The 12,616-nt window shown below is 44.7% G+C and carries 18 protein-coding genes; 11 read left to right on the forward strand and 7 right to left on the reverse strand.

The window, feature by feature from the left end:
* Positions 1-34: 34 nt before the first annotated feature.
* Positions 35-1,084, reverse strand: a complete 1,050-nt coding sequence (gene ytvI / locus KFV11_RS04110) for a sporulation integral membrane protein YtvI (RefSeq protein ID WP_149458241.1) — start codon at positions 1,082-1,084, stop codon at positions 35-37.
* Positions 1,085-1,130: 46 nt separating this feature from the next.
* Complete coding sequence (locus KFV11_RS04115; RefSeq protein WP_149458242.1) at positions 1,131-1,490, reverse strand: YugN family protein; 360 nt, start codon at positions 1,488-1,490, stop codon at positions 1,131-1,133.
* A 123-nt stretch (positions 1,491-1,613) separates the two neighbouring features.
* On the opposite strand from KFV11_RS04115, the gene KFV11_RS04120 reads away from it, so the two are divergent.
* Complete coding sequence (locus KFV11_RS04120) at positions 1,614-2,678, forward strand: CAP domain-containing protein (protein WP_254250413.1); 1,065 nt, start codon at positions 1,614-1,616, stop codon at positions 2,676-2,678.
* Here KFV11_RS04120 and KFV11_RS04125 read toward each other — a convergent pair.
* Positions 2,653-3,144, reverse strand: coding sequence for a PaaI family thioesterase (locus KFV11_RS04125; protein ID WP_254250414.1), 492 nt, complete (start codon positions 3,142-3,144; stop codon positions 2,653-2,655). The genes KFV11_RS04120 and KFV11_RS04125 overlap by 26 nt on opposite strands.
* Before the next feature lie 55 nt (positions 3,145-3,199).
* Between KFV11_RS04125 and KFV11_RS04130 the strand changes: the two genes are divergently transcribed.
* A complete protein-coding gene (locus KFV11_RS04130; protein ID WP_149458245.1) occupies positions 3,200-3,628 on the forward strand; it encodes a YlbF/YmcA family competence regulator in 429 nt (142 codons plus the stop codon).
* 12 nt (positions 3,629-3,640) lie between these two features.
* Positions 3,641-4,222: a class I SAM-dependent methyltransferase gene (locus KFV11_RS04135; protein ID WP_149458246.1), complete on the forward strand. Its 582-nt coding sequence runs from the start codon at positions 3,641-3,643 to the stop codon at positions 4,220-4,222.
* A gap of 53 nt (positions 4,223-4,275) precedes the next feature.
* Here KFV11_RS04135 and KFV11_RS04140 read toward each other — a convergent pair whose 3' ends face one another.
* Positions 4,276-5,193, reverse strand: a complete 918-nt coding sequence (locus KFV11_RS04140) for a glycerophosphodiester phosphodiesterase family protein (RefSeq protein WP_254250415.1) — start codon at positions 5,191-5,193, stop codon at positions 4,276-4,278.
* Positions 5,194-5,279: 86 nt separating this feature from the next.
* Between KFV11_RS04140 and KFV11_RS04145 the strand changes: the two genes are divergently transcribed.
* Positions 5,280-5,525 (forward strand): DUF2129 domain-containing protein, encoded by a 246-nt coding sequence (locus tag KFV11_RS04145; RefSeq protein ID WP_149458248.1) that lies wholly within the window; start codon positions 5,280-5,282, stop codon positions 5,523-5,525.
* Here KFV11_RS04145 and KFV11_RS04150 read toward each other — a convergent pair.
* Positions 5,508-5,897 carry a DUF7147 family protein gene (locus tag KFV11_RS04150; protein WP_149458249.1) on the reverse strand — a complete coding sequence of 130 codons (390 nt, stop codon included), beginning with the start codon at positions 5,895-5,897 and terminating at the stop codon, positions 5,508-5,510. The genes KFV11_RS04145 and KFV11_RS04150 overlap by 18 nt on opposite strands.
* Positions 5,898-5,935: 38 nt before the next feature.
* On the opposite strand from KFV11_RS04150, the gene rsmD reads away from it, so the two are divergent.
* The gene (rsmD, locus tag KFV11_RS04155) at positions 5,936-6,481 is read left to right on the forward strand and encodes a 16S rRNA (guanine(966)-N(2))-methyltransferase RsmD (protein WP_254250585.1); all 546 of its coding nucleotides are present in this window, start codon (positions 5,936-5,938) and stop codon (positions 6,479-6,481) included.
* The gene (coaD, locus tag KFV11_RS04160; RefSeq protein WP_149458250.1) at positions 6,471-6,959 is read left to right on the forward strand and encodes a pantetheine-phosphate adenylyltransferase; all 489 of its coding nucleotides are present in this window, start codon (positions 6,471-6,473) and stop codon (positions 6,957-6,959) included. Before rsmD ends, coaD begins: the two co-directional genes overlap by 11 nt.
* Here the strand turns inward: coaD and KFV11_RS04165 are convergent.
* Positions 6,947-8,038: a nucleotidyltransferase gene (locus KFV11_RS04165; RefSeq protein WP_149458251.1), complete on the reverse strand. Its 1,092-nt coding sequence runs from the start codon at positions 8,036-8,038 to the stop codon at positions 6,947-6,949. The two genes, coaD and KFV11_RS04165, sit on opposite strands and share 13 nt — an antisense overlap.
* A gap of 123 nt (positions 8,039-8,161) precedes the next feature.
* Between KFV11_RS04165 and KFV11_RS04170 the strand changes: the two genes are divergently transcribed.
* Together KFV11_RS04170 and rpmF are read left to right on the forward strand one after the other, a co-directional pair.
* Positions 8,162-8,674: a YceD family protein gene (locus KFV11_RS04170; protein ID WP_149458252.1), complete on the forward strand. Its 513-nt coding sequence runs from the start codon at positions 8,162-8,164 to the stop codon at positions 8,672-8,674.
* Positions 8,675-8,705: 31 nt separating this feature from the next.
* Positions 8,706-8,879 (forward strand): 50S ribosomal protein L32, encoded by a 174-nt coding sequence (rpmF, locus tag KFV11_RS04175; protein WP_149458253.1) that lies wholly within the window; start codon positions 8,706-8,708, stop codon positions 8,877-8,879.
* 50 nt (positions 8,880-8,929) lie between these two features.
* On the opposite strand, the gene KFV11_RS04180 is transcribed toward rpmF, so the two are convergent.
* On the reverse strand, positions 8,930-9,385 hold the full coding sequence (locus KFV11_RS04180; protein WP_254250416.1) for an N-acetyltransferase: 456 nt from the start codon (positions 9,383-9,385) through the stop codon (positions 8,930-8,932).
* 136 nt (positions 9,386-9,521) lie between these two features.
* On the opposite strand from KFV11_RS04180, the gene bshC reads away from it, so the two are divergent.
* The 3 genes from bshC to rsmH all read left to right on the forward strand — a co-directional run bounded on the left by bshC (position 9,522) and on the right by rsmH (position 12,605).
* Positions 9,522-11,069, forward strand: coding sequence for a bacillithiol biosynthesis cysteine-adding enzyme BshC (gene bshC, locus KFV11_RS04185; protein ID WP_254250417.1), 1,548 nt, complete (start codon positions 9,522-9,524; stop codon positions 11,067-11,069).
* Between the two features lie 158 nt (positions 11,070-11,227).
* Positions 11,228-11,659 carry a division/cell wall cluster transcriptional repressor MraZ gene (gene mraZ / locus KFV11_RS04190; RefSeq protein WP_149458256.1) on the forward strand — a complete coding sequence of 144 codons (432 nt, stop codon included), beginning with the start codon at positions 11,228-11,230 and terminating at the stop codon, positions 11,657-11,659.
* 10 nt (positions 11,660-11,669) lie between these two features.
* Positions 11,670-12,605 carry a 16S rRNA (cytosine(1402)-N(4))-methyltransferase RsmH gene (gene rsmH / locus KFV11_RS04195; protein WP_149458257.1) on the forward strand — a complete coding sequence of 312 codons (936 nt, stop codon included), beginning with the start codon at positions 11,670-11,672 and terminating at the stop codon, positions 12,603-12,605.
* Positions 12,606-12,616: the final 11 nt, after the last annotated feature.

A 12,616-nucleotide genomic window follows, 5' to 3' on the forward strand; every position in this document is an offset into this window, starting at 1 on the left:
TATAAAAAGGCTTTGACACAATGTCAAGGCCTTTTTATATTTTAAAGTTAGTCTTAATCGCTCCTGATTCAATAAAAGTCAGAATGAGGATAAGGACGATAGGTCCGACGAAGAAGCCGATGAAGCCCATCAGTTTAAGACCGATGTACATCGCAATTAAAGTCGGCAATGGACTGAGGCCGACACCGTTACCCATGACTTTAGGTTCGAGCACTTTTCGCTGCACGAGCAGGAATAATGAAAGGACAATCAGTTTCACCGCCATGATATGGTCACCGGTAAAGTATTCGTAGAGCGCCCATGGAATAGTGATTCCTGTTGCCCCTACAATCGGCAGCAGATCGACCACACAGATGACAAGGCTCATCACGAGGGCATTTTCAAAGGTAATGAACAGCAGGCCGATGAATGTGAACACCCAGGTGATAAATGATAAGATGAATGCCGCACGTATCATACCGAAGATAGAGCCGGAAATCCGCTTCCAGACGAATAATGACTTCTGATAGGTCGAGTCATACATATGATTTCTGAAGAACTGCTTGATTTTCGGTATTTCCAGCATGAACAAAAATAATGCTACTAAAAAGACGAGTCCTGAAATAAGCAGCTCGGGCAGTGCTGAAATGAAGCCGGTAATATTTTCAACATTGAAGTAACTAACGATGCTATCTCTCATAGAGAGCAGGAACTTCTGTACTTCGTCGTTAATTGCGGTTGTCACGCTTGCCGGTAGAATGGTATTGATTCGCGCTTCAATATGTGACCACGCATCAATGAGCCCGTTCATCTTAGCCGGTAGATCTGTGGCGAGCTGAATAATATTCTGAATCAGCTTAGTCAGAAAGAAATAGATGAACAGTAGCAGCAGTCCAAGTATCAATGAATAAATGGTAGTGACACTCCATTTACGGCTGCCGAATTTCAGCTCAAGCCGTCTGATCAGCGGCTCGATCATCAAAGCCAGCAGCAGGGCGATGATGAGCGGGATAGAGATCGGTAGTATAAAGTAGACAAAAAGCACTAAAAGAATGATTACTAATGCAATAGTCATTGTTCGTTTCGTCAGCCATTTTTTAAGCATTCCAGCACCTCAAAGTGAATAATAAAAAAGACGTGGCAACCACGTCTTAAGCAAGTAAAGCACGGATATCATGATATACGTTCATTATTGTACGTTTGCAATGCTCAACCATTGCTTCAGGGAAGTATTCATCTTCACCGTATTCAATACCGGTCGGATAATAATGTTTACCTAAATATGGATCCATCATTTGCAGCGTGGCATTTTTCGCACCGACATCACCGTCAACTGCATAGCCAGGTATGCGCAAGTAATAAACGCCTTCTTCAAGCTGATATTTCAAGTCATATGTGACACGCTCGTAATCCCAATGGCCGCCAAGATTAAAACCATGTTTATTCATTACATGCTGAATCAATGTCTGGTCAGCAACTATATTTTCAATTCCTGAATTTTCAAATACCATTGAATAATCCTCCCTCGTTATGCTCACTTCTCATTTTAAGACAAAATGACGCGGCTTGCAATCAGATATTTTTTTCAGAGTAAATATTGTATAATATAATGATAAAAAGGCCAGGAGGCGCTTATGAAAAATATTCTGATAAAATTACTGGCCGTCCTGTTCGCCGCCGTTTTTCTGTTCTATTTATTTTATTCACCGTCACTGAAATTCGATGTCCTTGAAAACCCGGAAAAAGTATCGAAGCCGACGGAACAGATCAATGATAACAGCACACAGCCGGCCAACCCGAAATTGACGAAAGGCATCGGTGTCTATATCGGCAGGTCAATTAATGACTTTACAGACCGCTACGGCTATCCAAAACGCATCTATCCGTCGAAATACAGCTATGACAACTATATTTTTCAGTTTCACGATAAATATTATATATGTGGTGTGAAAGACAAGCGGATTGTAATGATTTATGCGACCGGTAAAGCCGCTGACACATATCCGCTGAAAATTACAGCGGATGCCGCGCAGATTTTTAACGGCACGACCATCAATACTGAGCCTGTCATAAAGACCGCTAAAGGTAAGTACCGGTTTGAACTGTCGGAAGTCGATGTCAAAACACAGCTGCTGCTGCAGTACGGGAATATATATGCCCAAGTATTTGTTGACCGGCTGACCAGCAAAGTGATGGCGGTGAAGTATATGACCGGACCTGTGCTCGTCGAAATGCAGCCGTATGCCATGAGCTATAACGGTGAAATCATTGAACGGACACCGCAACAGCTGGATCATACAATTGATGAGATCTCAATTAATTCGAATAATGTACTGACGATGTTTGAGCTGACTAATATCATGCGCGAAATTAACGGCAGAAAACCGCTTGCAACGAATGAACTCATCAATCATACCGCTCAGTTCCAGGTAGCTGAACTCAGCAGAAAAAGCGGGAAGGTAGTCACTCAAGTAGAGAATGATATCGGCACGCAGCTGAAAGATGAGAATATTGACTATAAAGATTTTGCCCAGAATATCGCTTATAACTTTGAAGATGTGCCGAGTCTGATCAACAGCTGGCTGAACTCGGATGAACATAGAGAGCAGCTGCTGAACAGTAAGTTCAACGAAATGGGCGGCGGTATTTCAGGTGGTTATACGTCACTTGTATTCATCGAGCGGGCGGAAGGTCAATAAGAAAGAAACTGCCGGTCGCAAAACTAATTAAGTCATCGTCATTGAATACTTGACAGGTCACAAGATAAGTGGTCGACCCTTTTTTAATGATGTCGGCACGGGCAGAGATGACAGCACCCGTGCCTTTTTTTGTGAAGTACGTCGTCATTTCATGAGTGACGACCCGCTTGCCGGCCGGCACAACTTCATTGCACAGCGTGCCCATCAGTGTATCAGCCATCAGCATCACGATACCGCCGTGCAGAATGCCGAGGCTGTTATCCATCAGTTCGGTCCGTGATACTTTGAGAGTGCCGGTGTCGCCGGAGAAGGCCATCTCAAAAGGATAGATTTTCTGCAGCCACGTGTCTTTCGGCCGGCCGTCGAACTGAGAGAGCAGCGTCATAACCGCGGCCAGTTCAGCTGGATTGTTCCGCTCAAAGATGTCTTTTAGTTGCAGGTCGATAGACTGTTTGAATTCGCGCATAGGATGCTCCTTAAGTTTATGGTATAATTTTTGCTGAAACAGGAAGAGGTGTGCCATGGTATACGATGAGACTATCTTTGAGCTGCTGGATTATGCAGAAGGCATCAACCGCATGATTCTCAGCAGTGAAAGTTATATTAATTATAGAAATAATACGCTGCAAATGCAATGTGACCCGGAAGTTGAGCGGTTAAGGAAACGATTTATCAGACTGAAGGAACGTTACGATGAAGTGATGCGCTTTGGCAGATACCATCCGGACTATATGGAGGTCATGCTGGAGACAAGACGCGCCAAAAAGGCCTATGACCTGCATCCAATGGTCGCTGCTGCTAAACAGGCTGAGACCGCCTTACAGACGCTGCTTGATGAAGTCATCGTGAGCGTATCAGCTGCGGTATCGAGTGAAATTAAAGTTGACAGAGGGAATCCATTCTTTACAGCTGATCACCAGTGCGGCGGCGGCTGTTCATGTTCAGCATAAGGAGCGATTGACATGAATGAGGAAAAGTTTCAGGATCAGCTGAGAAGAAAATGGAAGGCACGGAACGAATTCATCACGCTGCCGCCGCAGAAAGTTTACCGGCTGCTGGCTGTGCACAATGTACTGATCCATGAGTTTGAACAGTGGATCACACAGCAGCATGATATTGCGGCTAAAGCGAAAGTCCTCTGTCTGGGCTGTCATCACGGCCGTATACTGAGCCGTATAGATAAAGAGCGGGGGATTAAAGGTTACTATGTGGATCAGTCGCCGCGACTGATGCAGTCTGCCATTCATCTATATCCCCATTTCTCCTATAAGCTGCTTGAACCTGAACATATTCCTTATAAGAGCCGGAAAGTGAACTATGCGATAGTTGCAGTGCCTTTTCAGTCTTTGTATCACAAAAGTGCCATCACGGCCGAACTGAGGCGCGTGCTCAAAAAGCAGGGGGTCATCTACTTGTATGACCGAGTCGGTCAGTCACTGAGCAGTGTCATAGAAGCAAACGGTCTTTACATTGAAGAGAAAATCAACTATAAATTGATTACCATCTACCGGGTGAAAGCACTGGAGGATAAGCGCTTCATATAAAAGAAGAGGACAGCCGTGCAATACCCCCCTCGCACGCGAGGGGGGTATTCACATTACTTCCTGTATTTTTCCTGTACTAAATGATAAGCGAGGTCCGGCCGGTCGGTGACAATCGTATGAGCGCCTTTAGTGAGCAGGTCGTCCATTTCATCAATGGTATTGATCACCCAGTATCCGACCGCTATGTTATAGCGCTGCAAGTAGCTGATGAAACGGGGATTATCCAGTCGGATGCCGCTGTAGTGCACCGGCAGCTGGAATGTGTCAATCGCCGGCTGATACAGCTGACCGAGTCCGAGTTTAAAGAGCAGGAATGCTTTAGCGGCTTCAGTCTGACTTGCTCCCGTTGCGACACGGTCCTGTGCGTAATGTTTGAAGCGCTGCACTTGTTCAGCATAAAAACTTGTGACCAGCACATGGTCAAATGCGTCGAGCGCATCAATCAGCTGATACAGTTGGGACGGTACGCGTCTGCCGGCTGTAGTGTCCGGCGCGTCTTTTATATCTATATTGATACGCATGCCGGGAAATGCTTCAATCAAGTCTTTCAATGTCACGATTTTAGCGTCATGATGACCTCTGAACGAATGATTTCCATAGACATCTTTGAAATGATAGCCGACATCGAGCGACCGCAATGCTTCAAGCGTCAGTTCTGATACTTTTCCGGAGCCGTCGGAAACACGGTCCACATAAGCATCATGGAAGACGACGATTTCTCCGTCCTGAGTCAGCCGGATGTCGATTTCAAAGCCGTCGACTTGAAAGGCTTTCGCTTCCTTAAAGGCAGCCATCGTGTTTTCTGGAGCTAACTGCATGCCGCCGCGGTGCGCAAAGATGTAAGGTGAGCGGCTGCTGAAATAAGGCTTGACCGCTCTTTTATGCGGCTTGATCATCGCTTTCATGGCTGCGGTGGCGCCCATATATACCGTGACCGCTGCCAATGCTGCTATCGTTCTTTTTTTATTCAAGATAGTGCCTCCTTCATATTTTGATGCTTTATATTTTACTAAAGTTAATGATACTATTAAAGAAACTGTGAGACGAGGTTTTTACAATGAATATTATTGAACGAACACATTTAATCGTATATTTAAAAAGTCCGAAACATGAACGGCAGATCAGAAAGTTCGGCCATATTGTCTATTCCAGCAAAAAAGACAAATGGCTGTCCCTCTATATCGATAAAGAGAAGACGGATGACGTGCTGGAACAGCTGGCAAAGCTTAAGTATGTGGTGGACGTGCAGATCTCTCCGTACAGTTCGCTGGAACGGAGTTATGAATCAACGCATCGGGGGTAACAGCCGCTGCAGCCTCAGCACGCCGGTCAAATAATTGAAGTAGAGCGCATCTTCAAAGAAGTGATGCTTCGCCTTCACTTCAAGCTCAGCGAGCGGCAGAGATTGCCCGGCCGCCCATGATTTGATAAAATCAAAGCGCTTGTTGCTTTTTGGATAAGGGTAAGGGATGGCTTCGAAGATAGAATAAATACCTTGGAAATTTCCTTGCCGGGTGGGCTTCATAATGAGCAGTACGCTCGTCTTCGGTTTTTGTTCGAGGGTCGTATGCAGACAGACAATTTTATGAATTCTGTCGTGATTATAATTGATGAGCTCCTCAAGCTCAAAGAAATCGCTGTAGCCATCGCCGAGTTTGATAAATGATTGTGACATGATAGTGCTCCTTTATTATAGATTAAGTAGGTGAAATGATGCGGGTCATCGCAGGAAAATACAAGAAAAAACAGATTACTGCCGCTCGGGGCATGACGTCACGACCGACGACAGATAAAATAAAAGAAAACATCTTCAACATACTCGGCCCGTTGTCCGGTCGAGGCCTTGACTTGTTCGCCGGAAGCGGTGGACTCGGCATCGAGGGGCTCAGCCGCGGTCTGGATGAGGCGATTTTTGTTGATGGCAGCATAGATGCGGTAAAAGCTATCAAACACAATCTGGAGCAGGTGACAGAACCTACAGAAGTGTATCGCAATGATGCTTTCAGAGCACTGAAAGCATTGAATAAGCGCGGCCTGCAGTTTGATCTCATTTTTCTTGATCCGCCTTACCGTAAAGGGCTTCTCAATCAGTCGCTCGCACTGATTGAGGAGTATGAGCTGCTGGCAGCTGACGGCTTGATCATGTGCGAGTGTGACAAGGAGGAGCTGGTAGACTGCCGCTCTTTTGAACGCATCAAAGAAGAAGTTTATGGTTCCATCAAAATTACAATATTAAGAGGTAATACAAATGACAATTAAAAAAGCAGTAGTGCCGGGAAGCTTTGATCCTATTACGCTTGGCCACCTGGATATTATAACGCGCAGCGCCAAACTTTTTGATGAAGTGCATGTCTCTGTGCTGCGCAATACAAATAAGACCGGTTTCTTCACGATTCAAGAGCGGGTGCAGCTGATCGAAGAAGTGACTAAAGACTTGCCGAATGTCCATGTCGGCTACTTCGAAGGCCTGCTGATTGATTACTGCGAGAAAATCGGAGCAGAAACAATTGTCAGAGGACTACGGGCAGTCAGTGACTTTGAATATGAAATGCAGCTGACGAGCATGAATAAAAAACTGAACGACAACATTGAAACGCTTTATATGATGACGAACAACAAGTATTCATTCATCAGCTCGAGCATTGCGAAGGAAGTAGCCAAGTTCGGTGGTAACGTGAGTGATATCGTGCCGCTTCAAGTGGCGGAAGCACTGCAACAAAAATATCAGGACCGGTAAATCACCGGCGTGTTAAAGTCGGTCATCCCGCTGCCGCTTATTAAATTATGAAGACGTGTCGCTTTAATTTCAAGATGAAAAAGCGGTGCGTTCTTTTTATTGGTCATCGTATAATAATGTTCGCCCGGCAGTGTCTTTAAGTAGCGCCTTCCTTTATCATTCATAGCGAGCACTCTGACAGCGCTGACTTCGGGATAGCGCTCTGAAGTCTTGATATTGAGCAGCACGTAGCAGAGCAGCCGCTGCAGCCGTGTATAAGTATAACGCTTCGTCTTAATACGGGACATAAAATCACTGAATGTCGCTGCTTCTACTATATGCTTTTTCAGCAGGTTTTCCAGTCCTTCCGTCATCATATAAATAGCGCGCAGCTCGTCTGTGCTTGACGTAAGAAGTCTGTATTTCAAAATCTCGAAAAACTGTTCCCACTGAAGCAGCTGTTCTGACAGCAGCAGCCTGCCGGTCCAGCTCGGCACAGTGCGGGTAACGTCTTCATGTTGCAGCGCGGCACGCCTGATTGCTGTTGCGCTGGCGATCCGTCCGTTGATCTCTGTATCATGATAAGAACTATCAATACGCTGAACCGGGACAAGCTGCAGCCCGGGATTAATCTGTCGTGCCGCCTTCATATACTGCATGGCAAGGATATTGTTCGGCGAGAAATAGTCTCTTTGTTCTTCACCCATCATCATGGCGTAACTTTTACCGCGGTCGACAGCACTCGGCTCTGTCAGCAGGTCGACAGCAGCCGTCAGCTTATCGATGTCCGGCTCTTCTGCGCCGAACGACAGTGCATCTGCACGCAGTAATTTAGCGGCCTGAATGCCGCCTGAAGCAAAGTCATTGGCATAGCTCAGGGCATAGAACTGCGGCAGCTCGACGATGAGGTCACAAGCAGAGAGCGCCATTTCAGCCCGGATGAATTTATTGACGATGGCCGGTTCGCCGCGCTGCGTGAACTGACCGCTCATAATGGCGATGACAACATCCGCTCCTGTCTGCTCGCGGGCGAGTTCGGCCTGATAGGCATGGCCGTTATGAAAAGGATTGTATTCAGAAATGATAGCGACTGACTTCATTGATATTCCCGCCTTTTAAGTTTATAATATTGATTGTATCAAAATTAACTGTTAAGAAAAAATCTTGACAAATAACTATATTTAAAGTTAAAATAAATTTTGTGTTTGTAAGAGGTGAAACCTATGAAATGGTCAATGACACAACTTCGGAAACACCAGGATGCGCCGTTAAGTTTTGAAACTGATATGGAGTTTCCACATCTTATTAAAAGTCTTCAGTTAATTGATTTATCCACTATCCATGTTGAAGGGCAGTTAACGACGAGAACTAAGGAAGTTTACGCTGATTTAGTGATCACAGGCAGCTATACAATGAGCTGTGCCCGCACACTGGAGCCGGTAGAAGTGCCGATTCATATTGAATCCCTTGAAATCTTTGACATGAATGAATTTAATCTTGATGAGGAATTAAATCGACATGAAATGATTAATGGCATGATCGATATTAAGCCTGTCGTTGAAGAACTGGTTGTATTGAATAAACCGGCCCGTGTCGTTAAAGATGACGTTGAAATGTCATTAACGCAGGGCAATGGCTGGGAAGTTGTTGCTGAGGATCAGTTAACCCAGGAAGATACACCTAAAGTTGATCCGAGATTTGCGAAACTGCAAGATTTACTTGATAGCAAGTCTTAACGAACAGTCTCAAGTAGAGGAGGAGAAAAGAATGGCAGTACCTAAAAGAAGAACGTCTAAAACAGCTAAAAGAAAACGTCGTACACACTTCAAAATTTCAGTACCTGGCATGGTTGAATGTTCAAGCTGTGGCGAAATGAAATTATCTCACCGTGTATGCCCGTCATGTGGCTCATATAACGGTAAAGAAGTCGTCGCTAAATAATGATAAAACCCCTTACGCTGTAAGGGGTTTTTACTTTGCGGGCCGCAAGATTACTGTTCAGCCGGGTACCAGACATAAACATTCTCATTCAGGTCGCGTTCCAGATTATATTCAAGCGGTACAAAGCCCTGCTTGATAAAGAACGGCGCTGCCTGTAAGCGCGGCGCTGTTTTAATCGGCAGCCCGAATGTTTTGGCGTAATCGAGCAGCTGTCTGCCGTAACCTTTATGCTGGTATTTCTCGAGTACTTCAAGTTTCCAGAGTACAAGATAGTCCGTCGCATCGCTGAAGTAGTCGTTGTTCACATCATCTTTCTTAAACAGGCACATACGTGCTGCAAGATTTTCTCCGACATAGATACCATAGAATGGGGATTCAATATCAGCATCCATCATATTGCCTTCAAGCTCATTGACCATCCATAGTTCCTGATTGCCGACTTCTCTGAACTTCTTAAAGTCATCCGCTGTCTTATAGTTGATTTCTAGTTTCTTGACTTCTGTCATCATCATCACTCCTTGTTCATATTATAACCTTGTTTACATTATAGCGATGTGAATTCACTCATAACAAGCCGGAATATTGTATTATTGTTTTAAAGTTATTATACTATTGTAAGAATAACGTGAAGGAGTATCAGCAATGGAGATACTAACGGTCAATGACCACGAGAAAAGTTACCATGAGGAATTTCCTCAGCATCTGTTCAAAGAACGTGCAGCAGTGAAATCCCATCCGCATACACAGCAGCTGGCTGACATTATTGCAGATTACATGAAGCCGCTTGGTATAACGAAGCAGCAGGACAATCACCTGACAGCGCTTAAAGAAGGGGCACCAGTGATTATCGGCGGCCAGCAGGCGGGGTTATTTATCAGTCCGCTGTATACCATACATAAAATTATTTCTATTATCGTGCTCGCAAGAGAACAGTCTCATCAGCTGAATCGCCCGGTTATCCCAGTGTTCTGGATTGCAGGAGAAGACCATGATTTCAGCGAAGTCAATCATGCTTATCTTTATGATGATAGTCAGGTCAGACTGAATAAAGTAAAAGTCGCGACGAAGCAGCAGGTGGAGACTTCCGTCTCCGACTTTATGCTGAGTGACGAAGAAAAACACAGTACGGTTCATGAGTTCATGTCAAAGCTTAAGGAGACGGAACGCACCCGGCAGATTCAGCAGCTGCTTTCAGAGCTGCCGAATGCGTGGACCGATCAAGTGAAGCAGCTGATTCACGAACTATTTAAGGAGAGTGGCCTGCTGCTGATTGACAGTAATGACCCTGCATTCCGTCGTCTTGAAAAAGAAACGTTCAAGTATATGCTGACGCATCACGAAGCGATTCATGCGGCATTTATCGCCGGTCAGAAGAAATCCGTTGCCGGCGGGCAGCAGCAGATGATTGAGACAAATTCCAATGTCCATCTGTTCATGAAATATGACAATCAGCGGCAGCTCCTGAATTTTACGGCAGGAAAGTTCGTGCTGAATAAATCTGACGTGACATTCACGCGGGATGAACTGCTGCGGCTCATTGATACAGAGCCTGAACTGTTCTCGAACAACGTAGTGACTCGCCCGGTCATGCAGGAATTAATGTTCAACACGCTCTGTTTCATCGGTGGACCGTCCGAGATTAAATACTGGAATGAACTGGCTGATGTGTTTGCGTACTTAGATCGTCCTCTGCCCATATTAATTCCGCGGATGAGAATAACATATATTAACCGGCGTATTCAGAAGCTGCTCGAACAGTATGAACTGAATATATCAGCTATTTTAACGGGCGGCATGCAGCATCAGCAGGAGCAGTTTCTGGCGGACGAGGCGAATAAGGCGCTGCTTGTAAAAGTTGACGCTCTTGAGCAGCAGCTGACCACTGTGTTCAGCGAAATAACAGAGCTGGCCGAGACGAAACAGGTTCAAGTGATCGCTGGCAGCAATCTTGAGCATCATTTAAAACAGCTCGATTACTTCAGAAAGGCTTATCAGCGCGAACTCAGACAGAAGAATGAGATTGTGCTGCGCCACTTCAAGGAGATAGAGCTGCACTTAAATCCAAGAGGCGGTCTGCAGGAGCGGACATGGCATCCGCTGCAGCTGATCAATGACACGGATTTATGCATATTTACTAAAATTTCTGATGAACTCGTGTATACGACAGGACAAGTTGTCATTGAGTTATAACGCTATAGCCATCAATACTTTCCAGCCATTTCGACAAATGTCGAAATGGTTTTTTTTTGTATTATTTAATTAATAAATAATATATTGTGAAAATTTTATTTTTCAGTGGTACAAAGTGGGGCGATGTGGTAAATTATATTTAAGGCAGGGTGATAGATATGTTCATGGGTGAATATCAGCATCAACTGGATGCTAAAGGACGTATCATTGTTCCTTCAAAATTCCGTGATGAATTATCAGAACATTTCGTTATTACTCGCGGCCTTGACAACTGTCTTTTTGGATACACGATTGCCGAATGGCAGAAGATTGAAGAGAAGTTAAAGACACTTCCCATCACTAAAAAAGATGCACGTAAATTTATGAGATTGTTTTTTTCCGGAGCTGTTGAAGTAGACCTTGATAAACAAGGAAGAATCAACATTCCATCTCATCTGAGAGAATATGCTGGATTAACGAAAGAATGTGTAGTCATCGGTGTATCGTCCCGCATAGAAATATGGGATAAAGCTGTATGGCAGACATTTTATGAAGAAACTGAAGAGCATTATGAAGAAATAGCAGAAGAATTGATTGATCTGGATTTTTAGGAGGTAAATTATGTTCCATCACATCACCGTATTATTGCGTGAAACAGTCGATATGCTGGATATTAAAGAAGACGGCGTTTATGTCGATTGCACATTAGGTGGTGCAGGCCATAGTCTTTATCTTGTCAGTCAGCTGTCCGATAAAGGACGTTTGATTGCGATCGATCAAGATGACAAAGCATTGAATAATGCATCTGATGTCCTGAAAGATCATATGCATAAAGTGACGCTCGTCAAGAACAATTTTAGAAACTTGCGGGAAGTTCTGGATTCATTGAATATTGATAAAGTAGACGGCATATTATATGACCTCGGCGTATCAAGTCCACAGCTGGACGAAGCAGAACGCGGCTTCAGCTATCACAACGCGGCAAGACTCGATATGAGAATGGACCAGACGCAGGAACTGTCTGCCTATGAAGTGGTCAATGACTGGCCGTATGAAAAACTTGTCAGCATCTTTTACCGTTATGGCGAAGAGAAATTTTCCAAGCAGATTGCAAGAAACATTGAAAAATTAAGAGAACTGAAACCTATTGAAACGACAATCGAACTCGTCGATATTATTAAGGATAGCATCCCGGCACCGGCTCGGCGCAAGGGCGGGCATCCGGCTAAAAGAGTCTTTCAGGCCATACGCATAGCGGTCAACGATGAACTGGGCGCTTTTGAATCATCGATTGAGCAAGCCATCCAATCAGTAAAAAAAGGTGGCAGAATTTCAGTCATCACGTTCCATTCACTGGAAGATCGTATATGTAAACAGTTGTTCCTGGAATATGAAAGAGGGCCTGAAGTACCTAGAGGCCTGCCCGTTATCCCCGACGAATATCAACCTAAACTCAAACGAGTCAACCGAAAAGCCATTGAGTCAACAGCAGAAGAATTAGCTGAAAATAACCGGGCAAGAAGTGCGAAGCTACGCGTCGCAGAAGTATTAAAATAAGGGGTGACAAC

The sequence above is a fragment of the Macrococcus equipercicus genome (assembly GCF_024205945.1).
GTDB classification, from domain to species: Bacteria; Bacillota; Bacilli; order Staphylococcales; family Staphylococcaceae; genus Macrococcus; species Macrococcus equipercicus.